10 protein-coding genes are annotated in these 15,342 nt (G+C 66.7%); 6 read left to right on the top strand and 4 right to left on the bottom strand.

What is annotated here, in order from left to right; all coding sequences use genetic code 11:
- The first annotated feature begins 33 nt into the window (after positions 1 to 33).
- The 4 genes from JF52_RS0105450 (at position 34) to putP (ending at position 6,746) form a co-directional block, all read left to right on the top strand.
- Positions 34 to 1,656, top strand: coding sequence for an ABC transporter permease subunit (locus JF52_RS0105450; RefSeq protein ID WP_033105347.1), 1,623 nt, complete (start codon positions 34 to 36; stop codon positions 1,654 to 1,656).
- Entirely contained in the window at positions 1,656 to 2,570 is a 915-nt protein-coding gene (locus JF52_RS0105445; RefSeq protein WP_033105346.1) for a sugar ABC transporter permease, read from the top strand. The genes JF52_RS0105450 and JF52_RS0105445 overlap by 1 nt, the downstream gene beginning before the upstream one ends.
- Before the next feature lie 43 nt (positions 2,571 to 2,613).
- Positions 2,614 to 5,148: a glycosyl hydrolase 53 family protein gene (locus tag JF52_RS0105440; RefSeq protein ID WP_052166771.1), complete on the top strand. Its 2,535-nt coding sequence runs from the start codon at positions 2,614 to 2,616 to the stop codon at positions 5,146 to 5,148.
- A gap of 68 nt (positions 5,149 to 5,216) precedes the next feature.
- Positions 5,217 to 6,746, top strand: a complete 1,530-nt coding sequence (gene putP, locus JF52_RS0105435) for a sodium/proline symporter PutP (RefSeq protein ID WP_033105345.1) — start codon at positions 5,217 to 5,219, stop codon at positions 6,744 to 6,746.
- A gap of 278 nt (positions 6,747 to 7,024) precedes the next feature.
- Here the strand turns inward: putP and JF52_RS0105430 are convergent, their stop codons facing one another.
- The 3 genes from JF52_RS0105430 to JF52_RS0105420 are packed head-to-tail and all read right to left on the bottom strand — an operon-like array spanning position 7,025 to position 10,550.
- The gene (locus JF52_RS0105430) at positions 7,025 to 7,696 is read right to left on the bottom strand and encodes a response regulator (protein ID WP_033105344.1); all 672 of its coding nucleotides are present in this window, start codon (positions 7,694 to 7,696) and stop codon (positions 7,025 to 7,027) included.
- Positions 7,693 to 10,218 (bottom strand): ATP-binding protein, encoded by a 2,526-nt coding sequence (locus JF52_RS0105425; RefSeq protein WP_033106344.1) that lies wholly within the window; start codon positions 10,216 to 10,218, stop codon positions 7,693 to 7,695. The genes JF52_RS0105430 and JF52_RS0105425 overlap by 4 nt, the downstream gene beginning before the upstream one ends.
- Before the next feature lie 14 nt (positions 10,219 to 10,232).
- Positions 10,233 to 10,550 (bottom strand): potassium-transporting ATPase subunit C, encoded by a 318-nt coding sequence (locus JF52_RS0105420; RefSeq protein WP_084595591.1) that lies wholly within the window; start codon positions 10,548 to 10,550, stop codon positions 10,233 to 10,235.
- A 242-nt stretch (positions 10,551 to 10,792) separates the two neighbouring features.
- Between JF52_RS0105420 and JF52_RS16445 the strand changes: the two genes are divergently transcribed.
- The gene (locus tag JF52_RS16445; RefSeq protein ID WP_160175026.1) at positions 10,793 to 12,226 is read left to right on the top strand and encodes an HNH endonuclease signature motif containing protein; all 1,434 of its coding nucleotides are present in this window, start codon (positions 10,793 to 10,795) and stop codon (positions 12,224 to 12,226) included.
- Positions 12,227 to 12,269: 43 nt separating this feature from the next.
- On the opposite strand, the gene JF52_RS0105410 is transcribed toward JF52_RS16445, so the two are convergent.
- Positions 12,270 to 14,390, bottom strand: a complete 2,121-nt coding sequence (locus JF52_RS0105410; RefSeq protein WP_200880951.1) for an APC family permease — start codon at positions 14,388 to 14,390, stop codon at positions 12,270 to 12,272.
- Positions 14,391 to 14,517: 127 nt separating this feature from the next.
- Here JF52_RS0105410 and JF52_RS0105405 point away from each other — a divergent pair, with 127 nt between their 5' ends.
- The gene (locus JF52_RS0105405) at positions 14,518 to 15,216 is read left to right on the top strand and encodes a GTP pyrophosphokinase (RefSeq protein ID WP_052166769.1); all 699 of its coding nucleotides are present in this window, start codon (positions 14,518 to 14,520) and stop codon (positions 15,214 to 15,216) included.
- Positions 15,217 to 15,342: the final 126 nt, after the last annotated feature.

Genomic DNA, 15,342 nt, shown 5'->3' with positions numbered 1-15,342 from the left:
TCCCGACCTTCCGACCCGAACAAGGAGTGATGGATGTCGACCGAGGCACCGACGACTGATACCGCGCAGCCGAATCCGGCATCGCGGCGCGAACCGCACGCGCGACGCTGGCGCGGCCCCGGCTGGGGGTTCCTCGTCAAACTCGCTCTCATGGCGCTCGTCAACGCCTTCGGCATCCTGACGGTGATCTCGGCCTGGCGGGCGGAGTCATGGATCGTACTGAGCGTGGTCGTGGCGCTCGTCGTGATCGCCGACATCGTCTACTTCGGCAAGCGTGCGCTGCCGATGAAGTACCTGTTACCCGGCCTCGTCTTCCTGCTCGTCTTCCAGGTGTTCATCTTCGGATACACCGCGTACATCGCCTTCACGAACTACGGCACCGGCCACATCGGTTCGCAGGAGCAGGCTGTCGAGGCCGCTCTCATCCAGGGCGAGCGCCGAGTCGATGGCTCACCGACGTATCCGCTCTCGGTCGTGCAGCGCGGCGATGAGCTGGGGTTCGCGATCGTCACCGACGATGACGAGGTACGCGTCGGATCGGCGATCGAGCCGCTCTCCGAGGCGTCGGATGCTGAGATAGGAAGCGGCGGAGCACCGACCGAGGTGCCCGGTTGGACGGTCATCCCCCGCGCGACACTTCTGACGGATGCCGCGCTGCAGGCGCAGATCACCGAACTGCGCGTCCCGGTCTCTGACGACCCGAACGACGGCTCGATCCGCACGCGTGAGGGATCGTCCGGAGCGGTCTACGAGTCGACCCTGGTGTGGGATGCCGAGGCGCAGACCATCACCGACACCGCCAGTGGCACGGTCTACGGCGCGAATGACCGTGGCACGTTCGTCTCGGAGGACGGCGAGGAACTGCCCACGGGCTGGTTCGTCAACGTCGGTTTCGAGAACTTCATCCGGCTGTTCACGGATTCCATGCTCGCGGGAACTCTCGGGAGCGTGACGCTGTGGACCTTCGCGTTCGCGATCCTCTCCGTGGCACTGAGCTTCGCCGTGGGACTCGGCCTCGCGATGGTCTACAACGACCCGCGGGTGAAGGGGCGCCGCATCCTGCGCGCGTTGTTCATCCTTCCGTATGCGTTCCCGGCATTCATGGCCGCACTCCTGTTCCGCGGTATGTTCAACGCCGAGTTCGGCGTGATCAACGACCTGTTCCTCTTCGGCAGCCAGATCAACTGGCTCGGCGATCCGTGGCTCACGAGGGCCGCGGTGATCTTCGTGAACGTCTGGCTCAGCTATCCGTACTGGTTCCTGGTGTGCACCGGAGCGCTGCAGTCACTTCCGGGTGACACGCTCGAGGCCGCCGAGATCGACGGTGCCAACAAGTGGCAGCGGTTCCGTTCGATCGTGCTGCCACTGCTGCTGGTGTCGACGGCCCCGCTGCTGATCGCCTCGTTCGCGGTGGCGTTCAACAACTTCACGGTCATCTACACGTTCAACAACGGCGGTCCGGCGATACCTGGGGCACCGTATGCGCTCGGTTCGACGGACATCCTGGTCTCGGCGATATACGACGTCTCCGGAATCTCCGGCGGCGCGTCCGACTACGGCCTCGCCAGTGCTCTCTCCATCGTCGCCTTCATCGTGGTCGGAATCATCTCAGCGGTGAGTTTCCGCCAGACCCGCAAACTCGAGGAGTACCAGTGATGTCCATGCACACGCGAGCAGTCGTGACGGGTTCTTCGAAGGATGCTCTGGCGGCCCGCGCGGGCGCGCGTCGGCGTCGATGGTGGGCCGAGGTCGGCTGGAAATACGTCCTCGCCGCGGTCGTTCTGTTCATCGCGGCCTTCCCTCTCGTGTACGTGCTGTCGGCGTCGCTGAATCCGAAGGGCAGCCTGGCGGCGAGCAACGACCTGTTCGCGATCATCGACATCGCGAACTACATCGCGCTCGGTCAGTCCAGCTACTGGGTGTGGTTCGGCAACACCCTCACGATCGGGGTGATCACCGCTGTCGCATCCGTGATCATGGGCGCCTCAGCCGCCTATGCGTTCTCCCGGTTCCGCTTCACGGGGCGACGTGCGAGCCTGACGACGCTGCTCGTCGTGCAGATGTTCCCGCAGGCACTCGCGTTCGTCGCCATCTTCCTGATGCTGCTGACGATCGGCGAGGTCGTGCCGGCCCTCGGCATCAACTCCAAGCTCGCCCTGATCTGCGTCTACCTCGGCGGCGCTCTGGGCGCGAACACCTTCCTCATGTACGGGTTCTTCAACACGATCCCGATCGAGATCGACGAATCAGCGAAGATCGATGGCGCGAGCCACGCGCAGATCTTCTGGAAGCTGATCATGCCCCTGGTCGTCCCGATCCTCGCAGTGGTCGCACTGCTGTCGTTCCTCGCGTGCTTCGGCGACTTCATCCTGTCGAAGATCATCCTGACCTCCGAGGACAACTGGACCCTCGCCGTCGGCATGTACCAGTGGGTGTCGAACCAGCTGGCCTCGCGCTGGGGGTTGTTCGCCGCCGGTGTCGTGGTCGCCGCTATCCCCGTGCTCGCCCTGTTCTTCTCCCTGCAGAAGTACATCGTCGGCGGCCTCACCCAGGGCGCCGTCAAGGGCTGACCCGTATTCAAGTCGCACCGTCCACGTCTACCGAAAGGCCGTCATGCACTGTCGCACACGTCCACTTCTGTCCGCAGCGCTCGCCGCCGTGGCCGCTCTCGCGATGCTCGGAGCCGGTATCGCACCGGCGACCGCCATCGCATCCGAACCGGTGGACGCCACGATCACCGTGCCCCGCGTCGAGAACCTGCCCGCCGACTTCATCGGCGGCGTCGATGTCTCGTCTGTGCTGTCGCTGGAGGCATCCGGCGTCGTTTTCCGCCATTCCGACGGCACACCCGGCGACCTGTTCGACGTCCTGGCGGCGTCCGGCGTCACCGACGTCAGGGTGCGGGTCTGGAACGATCCGTTCGACGTGGCTGGCAACGGGTACGGCGGCGGGAACGTCGACGTCGACCGTGCGGTCGAGATCGCCACGCGGGCGACGGATGCCGGGCTCGGCGTGCTCGTCGACTTCCACTACTCCGACTTCTGGGCCGACCCGGCGAAGCAGCATGCGCCGAAGGCATGGGCGGGGATGGACGCTGACGAGACGGCCGCGCAGGTCGAGGAGTTCACCCGTGATGCCCTTCGCAGGATGATCGCCGCGGGCGTGGACCTGAGGATGGTCCAGGTGGGCAACGAGACGAACGGCGGTGTCGCGGGGGTGAGCGGCTGGGACGACATGTCGAAGGTGTTCTCCGCCGGTGCGGCGGCCGTGCGCGCCGAGGCACCGGACGCACTCGTGGCCGTGCACTTCACGAACCCCGAGCGGGCCGGCTTCTACGCGAACGTCGCCGCTCAGCTCGACAGCCGCGGCGTCGACTACGACGTCTTCGCATCGTCGTATTATCCGTTCTGGCATGGCACGCCCGAGAACCTCACTGCGGTGCTGAAGAACGTGGCGGAGACGTACGACAAGAAGGTGATGGTGGCTGAGACCTCGTGGGCCTTCACTCTCGAGGACGGCGACGGCCACGGCAACGTGATCGATCTGCCGGAAGAGGCCACGCAGTACTCGGTGAGCAGGCAGGGCCAGGCGAACGCCATGCGCGATGTCGTGCAGGCCGTCGCCGATGTCGGAGAGGCTGGGATCGGCGTCTTCTACTGGGAGCCGGCATGGCTTCCGGTGGGCGCTCCGGCAGAGCTCGAGCAGAACCGTGCGCTGTGGGAACGCGACGGGTCGGGGTGGGCATCGAGCTACGCCGGCGAATACGACCCCGACGACGCGGGGCAGTGGTTCGGGGGTTCCGCCTGGGAGAACCAGGCGCTGTTCGAGTTCGACGGCACCGCCTCCGACGTGCTGAACCTCTACACGTACGTGCGCACCGGGGCTGTCGCACCCCGTGAGGTGGAGGCTGTGCTTCCCGTCGTGATGACAGTCACGGAGGGCGATGCCGTCGAGCTTCCTGCCGAGGTCACGGTGACGTACACCGACGGCACGAGCGAACAGCATCCGGTCACGTGGTCGGATGCTGATCTCGATGCTCCAGGCGTTCACACGGTCGAGGGCGTGACCGACGGCGGGTTCGCGGCGTCAGCCACGATCACCGTCAGGGAGCGGAACTTCTTGCACAACCCCGGGTTCGAGGACGACGACGTCAGCATGTGGACGGTCGCCGGGACGGGGCTGACTCTGCGTTCGTGGGACGACCCGCGATCCGGTACGCACTCCGCGCACTTCTACGCGGGTGCCGCATACTCGTTCGAGTTGTCGCAAGCCGTCTCCGACCTGGCCGCGGGCTGGTACGTCGTGCGCGGCGCGCTACAGGGTGATGGAGAGGGCGCGGACGGCGGTGTGACGCTCGCGCTGTCGACGAGCACGCAGACCGGAGAGTCTGTCACGTTCGCCCTTGACGGTTGGCGGGCGTGGTCCACTCCGACCACCGGCGCCGTCTACATCGGCGCGGACGACCGTGCGGTCGTGACGGTGAAGGGCGAGCTTCCAGGCGGAGCATGGGGAACGGTCGACGATCTCGAGCTCGTGCGAGTGGCCGGTCCGTCAGATGGCGCGACGGCCGTACCTGCACGCGCCGTGCTCTCGCACGACAACGGGCACGACACCGGACTGCTCGACGGTGACTACGTCGTGAGCATGAACCTGTGGTGGGGACAGAACGCCACCGCGCTGCGAGTCCTCGAGAACGGCATCCCGATCGCGACGGTGCCGCTGGCCTACGACGGCGTCGCGGCGCAGTCCGCGCAGATCATGGTCACCGGCAAGGCGAACGGGACGTACGAATACACCGGTGAGCTCGTCAACTCGCAGGGTACGACGGCCGTCGCGCCGGCGACCGTGACGGTGAAGGATGCCGCCCCTGGCGTCCCTGTGCTCTCGAGTGACAATCGCGATCGCGACGGCGACTACACGGTCACCGCGAACCTGTGGTGGGGGACGAACGCGACCGGTTACCGCCTGTTCGAGGACGGCGTGCTGCTGGCGGAGGGGACGCTGACGGCCGCGACGCCGGGCGCACAGCGGGTGGCGGTTCCCGTCGCCGATCGAGCCGTCGGCACCCACGTCTATCGGATGGAGTTCGTGAACGCGGCCGGCGCAACCTCGAGCAAGACGCTCAGCGTGAAGGTCGCCGCGCGCTGAGCACAGGGCTGGCACCCGGCATCCGTCCCTGTCAGTATCGGGGGACCGACCTCCACGAAAGGACGACGATGTCCGACCAGATATTCATCTTCATCGCGCTGGGCCTCTACTTCGCGGCCATGCTCGTCATCGGCTACCTGGCGTTCCGCCGGACGACCGACCACGAGGACTACATGCTCGGAGGGAGGGACCTGCCACCGTGGGTCGCGGCGCTGAGTGCCGGAGCATCCGACATGTCCGGCTGGCTGGTGATGGGCCTTCCCGGAGCGATCTATCTCTCCGGACTGATCGAGGCATGGATCGCGGTCGGCCTCACGATCGGCGCGTACCTGAACTGGCTGCTCGTCGCCCCGCGGCTTCGCGCATACACACAGGTGTCGCGCAACTCGATCACTATTCCGAGCTTCTTCGAGAACCGGCTGCGCGACTCGTCCCGTCTGCTGCGGATCCTCGCCGGCGTCGTGATCCTGGTGTTCTTCACCCTGTACATCTCGTCGGGTATGGTCGCCGGTGGCTTCTTCTTCGAGAGCTCGTTCAACTCCGATTACCTGCTGGGCATGGTGCTGGTCGGCGGCGTCACGCTCCTTTACACACTGTTCGGCGGCTTCCTCGGCGCCTCATTCACCGACGTCGTGCAGGGGGTCATGATGCTGATCGCCCTGATCGTCGTTCCGGTTGCAGCGATCATCGCCGTCGGCGGTTTCGGCGAGGTGGCCACCTACGTCGACGACCTTGCTCCGAACCACATCTCGCTCATCGGCGGAACGGCACTGACCGGCGGAACGATCCTGGCAATCGTCGGGTCGCTCGCCTGGGGCTTGGGCTACTTCGGCCAGCCGCACATCATCGTGCGGTTCATGGCGCTGCGCAACCCCGGCGAGGCAAAGACCGCCCGCCGTATCGGCATGAGCTGGATGATCATCTCGCTTGTCGGCGCCGTGTTCTCCGGATTCGTCGGCATCGCCTACATGGCGCACCAGGGCATCGATCTCGCGAACCCTGAGACGGTGGTGCTGGTGATGGCGCAGACGCTGCTGCATCCGTTCATCGCCGGTCTCGTGCTGGCCGCGGTTCTTGCCGCGATCATGAGCACGATCTCCAGCCAGCTGATCGTCGCCTCCTCCGCGCTCGTGGAAGACCTGTTCAAGGTCGCCAAGAAGGAGCCATCGCCCAAGCTGCTGATGATTCTCGGGCGAGGGACCGTACTCTGCGTCGCCATCATCGCCATGCTGCTGGCGCTCATACCCAACGACACGATCCTCGGGCTGGTCTCGTTCGCATGGGCAGGCTTCGGTGCGGCGTTCGGCCCGCTGATCCTGCTGAGCCTGTTCTGGCGCAAGCTCACCAATTGGGGTGCCTTGGCCGGAATGTTCGTCGGCGCCGCCGGTGTCTTCATCTGGAAAGCGGTGTGGCCGGAGATGTACGAACTGCTGCCCAGCTTCATCTGCGCGACGATCGTCGCCGTAGTCGTGAGCCTGCTCACCCACAAGGACGGCGAGCGTCAGAACGAGATCCTGCAGGAGTTCACCGAGACGGGCACGCTATTGACGGTGAACGGCGTCGGACGAGGCGCGCGCACCGACCGGATGACGCCCTAAGCCACGCAACTCTGGCGGCCTCGCGCAACTCTGGCGGCCGGAAAGCCGCGGTCGGGCCGCCAGAGTTGACTTGGGCCGCCAGAGTTGCTGTCTGAGGCAACCGGGCCCCCGGAAATACCGTGCGCGCACCCCATCTTGGACCGGATACGCGCCTGGTTCGGCGGCCGAGCGGATGCAAGACCGCGAGCGTGCACGTCTCGGCGATTCTGCGCAAGCTCCGTGTCGGGACATCAACCGAGGTGGCGCTGGCGGTCGCCAGACGCTGACCGGCAGGGGGTTCAGAGCACCAGCCGGTAGCCCATTCCCGACTCTGTCAGCAGATACGCCGGCTCGGCGGGCGACGCCTCGAGCTTCTTGCGCAGCTGCGACATGTACAGCCGCAGGTAGCCGGAATCAGACACCTGTTCGCTTCCCCAGATCCCCTTCAGCAGATCCTGGCGCGTGACGAGCGCGCCAGGATTGCGGGCGAGATGCTCCAGCATCCGCCATTCAGTCGGTGTCAGGTGCACTCTGGATCCGCCACGGTTCACCGACTTCGCGGCGAGATCGATCACGACGTCGCCGAAGCGCACGGTCGACTCTCCCGTCGCGGGCGTCGCCCGACGTGACAGTGCCCGCAGCCGCGCGAGCAGTTCGTCGATCTGGAACGGCTTGGTGACGAAGTCGTCCGCGCCGGCATCCAGCGCGTCGACCTTCTCGGCCGATCCGGTGCGGCCGGAGACCACGATGATGGGCACCGTCGTCCAGCCGCGGATGGCGTGGATCACTTCGATTCCGTTGAGTCGCGGCATCCCGAGGTCAAGCAGAATGATGTCGGGGTGCGTCTGCGCCGCTGCGGCGATCGCAGCCGCACCGTCCGCGGCCGCCACAACCTCATATCCGTGCGCGGCGAGAGTGATGCGCAGGGCGCGCACCATCTGCGGGTCGTCGTCGGCGATGAGCAGCTTCACTCCGCCTCCTGGATGTCGGGCGTTCCCGCAGCGAGAGGCAGGGAGATGACCATCGTGAGGCCGCCGCCCGGGGTGTCCTCCGGAGTCAGGCTACCGCCCATCCCTTCAGTGAAGCCCTTCGAGAGGGCGAGCCCGAGTCCGAGGCCGGCCGTGTTGTCGGTGTCACCGTAGCGCTGGAAAGGCTGGAAGATGCTGCTCTGACGTTCGGGCGGCACCCCTTCACCGCGATCGATGATGCGAATTTCGGCGCGGTCTCCCAGGCGACTCGTCGACACGATCACGCGCTGATCGGCGGGCGAGTACCGGAAGGCGTTCGTCAGCAGGTTCACCAGCACGCGCTGAAGCAGCACCGGATCGGCCTGCAGCGGGGGGAGTTCGGGATCGAGCGCCAGTTCGACGGCATCGGGGCCGAGCGACAGCTCGTCGAGGGCGGCGAGGATGCCGGCGGAGGCGTCGACCGGCGTGGCGGAGACGGCCAGCACACCGGCCTCGACGCGGCTCACGTCCAGGAGGTCGGTGACGAGCGCCGACAGCGCGGCAAGGCTCTCATCCGCCGTGGCGAGCAGCTCATCGCGGTCGGATGCCGAGAGATGGTGGGCTCCGCGCAGACCGCCGATCGCAGCGACGGCGGCGGCCAGCGGGCGACGCAGGTCATGGCTCAGGGCGGACAGCAGGGCGCTGCGCACCTGATCCGTCTCGGCAAGGGCCTCGGCCTCTTTCGCCGTCGCGCTGAGGTCGGTGTGCTCGATCGCCGCCGACAGCTGTGCGACGATCACATCGAGCAGCCTGCGAGACGGGGTGTCGAGCGTGCCGCCGTGCAGCTCGAGGAGGGCGCGCGGTGCGCGGTCGCCCGCGCGACCGACGGGGATCGTGGTGGCGCGGCCGTCGCGCAGGGGTTCTCCGTCGGTGGCGATCACTTCGCCGTCCGGCGCGACCAGACGCACACCGCTCAGGGCGAAGGCCTCTCTCGTCCGAGAGACGATCGCGAGCGCCGCGCTGTCGCCGCGCAGCACGTTGCCGGCGATGGATGCCAGCAGCTCGGCCTCGGCCGTCGCACGCTGGGCGGAGCGCGCGCGACGAGCAGCCTGATCGACGATCAGACTCACGAGGACGGCGATGACGACGTAGAGCGCGAGCGCGATCGCGTGCAGCGGATCGGCGACGGTGACGGTGAACAGCGGCGCGACGAAGAGGACGTCCAGCGTGATCCCGGAGAGCACGGCGGCGAACAGCGCCGGTCGCAGCCCGCCGATGAGCGCGACGATGACAACGAGCAGCTGATACGACAGCACGTCTGAGGTGATCGACTCCGGAGAGCGCAGCGTGAACAGCAGCCACGACAGTAGCGGTCCGCCGACGAGCGCGACGACGAAGCCGAGCACTTGACGGCGCCATCCCAGCGCACCGCCGGTCATGCGCGGCAGCGCGGTGCGGCGGCCGGCGTGCGCATGCGTGACGATGTGCACGTCGATGTCGCCGGAGCGCCTGATGACCTCCGCGCCGATGCCCGGGCCGGTCAGCATGGCGGCCAGGCGGCCGCGGCGGCTCACGCCGATCACGAGCTGAGTCGCATCGACCGACTGGGCGAATGAGACGAGCGTCTCCGGCACGTCGTCGCCGATGATCTGGTGGTAGCTGCCGCCGAGCGATTCGACCAGTGTGCGCTGGGCGGTCAGTGCCCCTGGCGCCTCGGCGCGCAGTCCGTCCTGCGTGGACACGTGCACTCCGAGCAGCTCGCCTCCTGCGGAGCGCGCCGCGATCCGTGCGCCCCGACGCAGCAGGGTCTCGCCCTCCGCCCCGCCGGTGAGGGCGACGACGACGCGTTCTCTCGCCTGCCACGCGCCTTCGATGCCCTGCTCCGCGCGATAGCTGCGCAGTGCGCTGTCGACCTCGTCGGCGAGCCACAGCAGAGCGAGTTCTCGCAGTGCCGTGAGGTTGCCGAGGCGGAAGTAGTTCGAAAGTGCCGCGTCGACACGTTCGGCGGGGTACACGAGGCCCGCGGCCAGACGGTCCCGCAGCGACTGCGGGGCGAGGTCGATGACCTCGATCTCGTCGGCAGCTCGCACGACGGCATCCGGGATCGTCTCCTGCTGGGCGACGCCGGTGATCTTCTCGACGACGGCGTTGAGCGATTCGATGTGCTGCACGTTGACGGTCGTGACGACGTCGATGCCCGCGTCGAGCAGCACCTGCACGTCTTCCCAGCGCTTGTGGTGCCGGGATCCGGGGATGTTGGTGTGGGCGAGCTCATCGACCAGGGCGATCTCGGGTGCGCGGACCAGCACGGCGTCCAGATCGAGCTCAGTGAGCGACACCCCGCGGTGCTGGTCGAGGCGGCGCGGCACCTCCGGCAGTCCCGCTGTCTGGGCCAGGGTCGCGGTACGGTCGTGGGTCTCAACGATCGCGATCACGACATCGTGACCCTCGTTCTGAAGCCTGCGCCCCTCGGCGAGCATCTCGAATGTCTTGCCGACGCCGGGTGCAGCACCCAGGAGCACGCGGAGCCGGCCGCGCCGTGGCATCCGCTCAGCGTGCATCAGCCCTCCAGGTCATAGAGTGCGAGATTGAGCTCTGCGACGTTGATGCGCTCCTCGCCGAGGAAGCCCAGGTCCCGCCCTTGAATCCTAGACTCCACCGCATCGCGCACCTCCGCCTCCGAGAGCGCGCGCGCCGAGGCGACTCGCGGCACCTGGAGCAGGGCGTAGGCGACGATGATGTGGGGGTCGAGCCCGGATGCGGATGCCGTCACCGCATCCGCCGGGATCGTCGAGGGGGAGACCCCTTCACGTTCGGTGACGTGCGCCTTGCGATCCTCGATCGTCGTCATCAGGACGTCTGATCGGCGCAGCAACATGCGGCGATCCTGGTGCCGCGAACCGCATTCCGACGTCGAATTTCGGTAGCGGATGCCGCTTTGTGCAGCGCGGGGAATATTGTTCGGAAAAGTTGTCTGATCAGCCTGAAACGGGGGGTGGAATGTCGGTGGCCCGGTGTTGAATGGTGGGTATGAACAGCATCGTTGCTCGGTTTCGGGATCTTGAGGAGTCCCTCGATTCCGTGGTGCGTGATGCGTTCGGTGCGGAGCAGATTCCTGGAATGTCTGACGCGGACGTGGCCGAATTGCTGGCTGTGGCCGGCCGTGTTCAGCGACGTATGGAGGGTGTGCAGGTCGAGGCGACGGTGCAGGTGGGTGGCCGGTCGGCGGGGCTGAAGGAAGAGCGGATGACGACCCGGTACGGCTGTGCGAAGCCGGCCGATCTCGTGCGGATGCTCGTCGGCACCGACACGCGCGGTGCGGCGCGGCTGGTGCGGGCGGCCCGCCTGGTGCGGCGAGACCGTGGGATCACGGATGGGGTGTTCCTGCCGGCGCGGTATCAGGCGCTGCGGGAGGTGATGGTCGACGGTGACCTGGGGCTCGCGGGGTTGTTGGCGGCGACGGATCCGATCGAGCAGTCCGCCCGGCGCATCAGTGACGAGAACCGTGTCGAGGCGGACCGGCAGCTTGCCGACTTCGCGCGCGGCATCGACGCCGGTGCCGACGGCGACGCTCCGCGTCCGGTCCCCCTGCCGGAAGATCTGGGTGTGTTGGCGCGGGTGATGGTCGCCTATCTCGACCCGGATGGTGCGGAACCGGCGGAAGAGGCCGCGATGCGGGGGCGATACTTCTCGATCGGGAAGGTCAAAGACGGCGCCGCACCGGTGCGCGGGAGCCTGCTGCCCGAAGTCGCCGCGCAACTCGCGCTGCTGATCGACAGCCTCCTCAACCCGAAAGTGAACGGGGCGGACGACCCGGAACAGGGCGGCGAGTCGGCGAACGGCACGTCGACGGACGCTGGAACAACGGACGGGGAATCGACGGACGGGGAATCGACGGGCGCTCGCGGGGGAGTGCGGTTCGAGCCTTCCGCCGATGAAGAGACAGAAGAAGGCCCGATCTTCACAGACACCCGCACGCGGGGGCAGAAAGTGCACGACGCTCTGGCGGCGATCTTGAACACCGCGGCCCGCACCGATCTGTTCCCGCACCTCGGTGGTGCCGCGCCGACACTCACCGTCTCGGCGACCGCCGCGGACCTCGCCGCGGGTCACGGGTGGGCGCGGATCGGGCATACCGGTGACCTTGTTCCGCTGACGGCGGCACTGCAGACCGGGTGTGCGGGTGGGATCCAGAGGATCCTGTTCGACGATCACGGGAGGATCGTGTCGATCGGCACCAGTGGTCGTATCTTCAACGCCCTGCAACGCCGGGCGATCACGATCCGTGATGGCGGGTGTGTGATCCCCGGGTGCACGATCCCCGCGACGTGGTGCGAGGTCCATCACGTCCAAGAACATGCCGACGGTGGACCGACGCATACCGATAACGGGGCGCTGCTGTGCTGGTTCCATCACCGCACCCTGCACCTGACCGAATGGGTGATCCGCATGAACCACGGCGTGCCCGAAGTCCGCGGCCCCGCATGGTGGGACCCCCACCAGCACTGGCACCGTACCCGAAGCCCACACCACCGACAACCCGCACCAGGATGAGGGGCGAGCCGGCCGAAAAGGGTCGGATCCGGGTGAGACGCGCTCACCCCTCAGCCGGCGGTCCAGCAGGTCGATGCGCGCGTCGCCCGGTGGTCGAGGTGAGCACCGGCCGCCCAGCGCGCTCCTGCCCCGGAACCGGTCGGGAGCGCCGTCCGTAGATCAGCTCGGACGAGTCCAGAAGCCATGGCACGAGCGTGATCGATACGCCATGCACGAGCATGAGCTGGTTCGCCATGCGTCGCGCGCGTCGATTGTGCAGGAAGCTCTCCCACCAGTGGCCCACGATGTACTGCGGCAGGTACACGGTCACCACGGACGAGCCGTGCTTCTGGCGATACTGCTTGATGAACTGCGCCACCGGCTGCGCGAACGATCGGTACGGCGACTCCACGATGATCAGCGGGATCGGGATGCGGTGCTCCGCCCATTCCTGTTGCAGGTGCTCCGCATCATCGTCGGCGACCGCTATGTGCACGGCGAGCGTCTTCCCGTGCTTCGCCGCGATCGCGTAGTCGATCGCCTTGATGACGGGCTTCTGAAGCTTGCTGACCAGCACCAGTGCCACGTCGCCGCTCGCGCCGAAGTGGGTCGTGTCGTCTACCGCGATCTCGTGCTCGACATCGCGGTAATAGCGCTTCACGCCCATCATCAGGAACGCGAGGATCGGGATCGCGAAGAACACCAGGTACGCCCCGTGCGTGAACTTCGTGATCGTCACGATCAGGAGGACCAGGATCGTGAGCGTCGCGCCGGCCGAGTTGATGATCAAGCCGATCCGTGCTGACCGGCGATCGGATGCTGCGGCATCGTCGACCGTGACGTCGACGTCGCCCTTTCCTGAAGCCGTGGTCCGCAGGACCCTCCGCCAGTGGCGCACCATCCCGATCTGGCCGAGCGAGAACGACACGAATACGCCGATGATGTAGAGCTGGATGAGGGTCGTCAGGCGGGCCTGGAAGACCACCAGTACGGCGATCGCTGCGATGCCGAGCAGGATCATCCCGTTCGAGAAGACGAGTCGGTCACCGCGCGTGTTCAGCGCCTTGGGCGCGTAGCCGTCGCGGGCGAGAACGGAACCGAGCAGCGGGAAGCCGTTGAATGCTGTGTTCGCCGCGAGCAGCAGCACGCAGGCCGTGGCCGCCTGAATGATGAAGAACAGGATGCTGCCCCCACCGAACGTCGCCGCCGCGATCTGCGCCATCAGGCTCGGCTGCGGGTTCGAGCAGTCGAAACCGACCAGATCGCAGGGGTTCTCGGCGTAGTGCACACCGGTGATCAGCGCGAGGGCGGTGAGACCGGCGAACAGGCAGATGGCGATGGATCCCATCAGCACGAGCGTGGCCTGTGCATTGCGCACCTTCGGCGTGCGGAACGCGGGCACGCCGTTGGAGACCGCCTCCACGCCGGTGAGCGCCGAGCATCCGCTCGAGAACGCGCGAAGCACGAGCAGGATGACGGCGGCCTGGCTGAGATCCTCGGAGTTCACAGCGAACTCGGCGCTCGATGCCACCGGAGCGTTGCCGAGGAACGTCTGGACGAGACCCATGACGATCATGAACCCGACGGATGCGATGAACACGTAGGTCGGGATCGCGAACACCGATGATGCCTCACGGACACCCCGCAGGTTGACGAGGATGATCAGAATGACGAACCCGACGGCCAGCTCGACCCGCCAGGCGTTCAGCCCCGGCACGGCGGAGATGATGTTGTCGACGCCGGACGCCACCGACACCGCGACCGTGAGCACGTAGTCGACCAGCAGCGCGGCGGCGACCACGACTCCGGGGATCTCGCCGAGGTTCTTCGAGGCGACCTCGTAGTCGCCGCCGCCGGACGGATATGCCTTGATGAGTTGCCGATAACTGAGCACCACGACGATCAGCAGCACGATGACCGCCACCGCCACGAGCGGCGTGAACGACAGGAAGGTCAGCCCTCCGATCAGCAGGATCATCACGAGCTCCTGCGGGGCGTAGGCCACCGAGCTCAGTGCATCCGATGCGAAGATCGGCAGCGCCATCCGCTTGGGCAGCAGCTGGTCATCGACCTGCTTCGAGGTGAGCGGGTCGCCGAGGAGGATGCGCTTCGCGAGCGGCGGAGCATCCGGGAGTGCGCGCGTTTCTTCTGTCACGAAGCGTGACACTACGCCGATCCGCGCCATCCTCACGGGATCCTTACGCAATCCCTACGCCCGGGCGCTGTGCGCATACGGAATCCTCACGTCACCGGCATCCGCCCACAGCGAAACGCACAGCGCGTTCTGATCACGATCACGTAACGTCGAGGACATGACGACCATCGAGGTCAGCGAAGACGATATCCGCCAGACGCGGGAACTCCGTGACGAATTCCAGAAGTTCCTGCGCGAGTACGAGTTCGGGATGCGCGAGGTCGAGACGAAGATCTCGATCCTGCGGGACGAGTTCCTGCACGATCACGCGTACAACCCGATCGAGCATGTGAAGAGCCGGATCAAGACGCCGGACAGCATCGTCGAGAAGATCGCCCGCAAGGGGATCGAGGAACCCGACTTCGAGCGCATCCGCGAGAAGATCACCGACATCGCCGGCGTTCGCGTGACCTGCAGCTTCGTCGCCGACGTGTATCAGCTCTTCGACCTGCTCACCCAGCAGGACGACGTCACGGTGCGCGCTGTGAAGGACTACATCAAGAACCCCAAGCCCAACGGCTACAAGAGCCTGCACGTCATCATCGAGGTGCCGGTGTTCCTGTCGACCGGACCGCTGCTGGTGCCCGTCGAGGTGCAGTTCCGCACGATAGCGATGGATTTCTGGGCGAGCCTGGAGCACAAGATCTACTACAAGTTCTCCAACCAGGTGCCCTCGCACCTCGTCGAGAGCCTGTCGGACGCTGCGGATGCCGCAGCCGAGCTCGATTCACGGATGGAGCGGCTGCACCGCGAGGCGCACGGCGTGCCCCAGCGTCAGCTCGACCCGCCCCCGCCGCCGCGCATCGTCGAGGTGTAGTCGAGCGCGGCGCAACTCTGGCGGCCCACTGCAACTCTGGCGGCCACGGATGCCGTTTGTGGCCGCCAGACTTGCGCGTGGCCGCCAGAGTTGCGCGTGGCCGCCAGACTTGCGCGTGGCCGCCAG

It is taken from the genome of Microbacterium profundi (genome assembly GCF_000763375.1).
Classification (GTDB): domain Bacteria; phylum Actinomycetota; class Actinomycetes; order Actinomycetales; family Microbacteriaceae; genus Microbacterium; species Microbacterium profundi.
Note: the sequence above shows the minus strand (reverse complement) of the source record. Positions and strands in the feature narration are given on the sequence as shown.

Coding starts and splice junctions, on each gene's coding strand:
- JF52_RS0105450 (WP_033105347.1), top strand. CDS start 34: ATGTCGACCGAGGCACCGACGACTGATACCGCGCAGCCGAATCCGGCA.
- JF52_RS0105445 (WP_033105346.1), top strand. CDS start 1,656: ATGTCCATGCACACGCGAGCAGTCGTGACGGGTTCTTCGAAGGATGCT.
- JF52_RS0105440 (WP_052166771.1), top strand. CDS start 2,614: ATGCACTGTCGCACACGTCCACTTCTGTCCGCAGCGCTCGCCGCCGTG.
- putP (WP_033105345.1), top strand. CDS start 5,217: ATGTCCGACCAGATATTCATCTTCATCGCGCTGGGCCTCTACTTCGCG.
- JF52_RS0105425 (WP_033106344.1), bottom strand. CDS start 10,218: ATGCCACGGCGCGGCCGGCTCCGCGTGCTCCTGGGTGCTGCACCCGGC.
- JF52_RS0105420 (WP_084595591.1), bottom strand. CDS start 10,550: ATGTTGCTGCGCCGATCAGACGTCCTGATGACGACGATCGAGGATCGC.
- JF52_RS16445 (WP_160175026.1), top strand. CDS start 10,793: ATGTCTGACGCGGACGTGGCCGAATTGCTGGCTGTGGCCGGCCGTGTT.
- JF52_RS0105410 (WP_200880951.1), bottom strand. CDS start 14,390: ATGGCGCGGATCGGCGTAGTGTCACGCTTCGTGACAGAAGAAACGCGC.
- JF52_RS0105405 (WP_052166769.1), top strand. CDS start 14,518: ATGACGACCATCGAGGTCAGCGAAGACGATATCCGCCAGACGCGGGAA.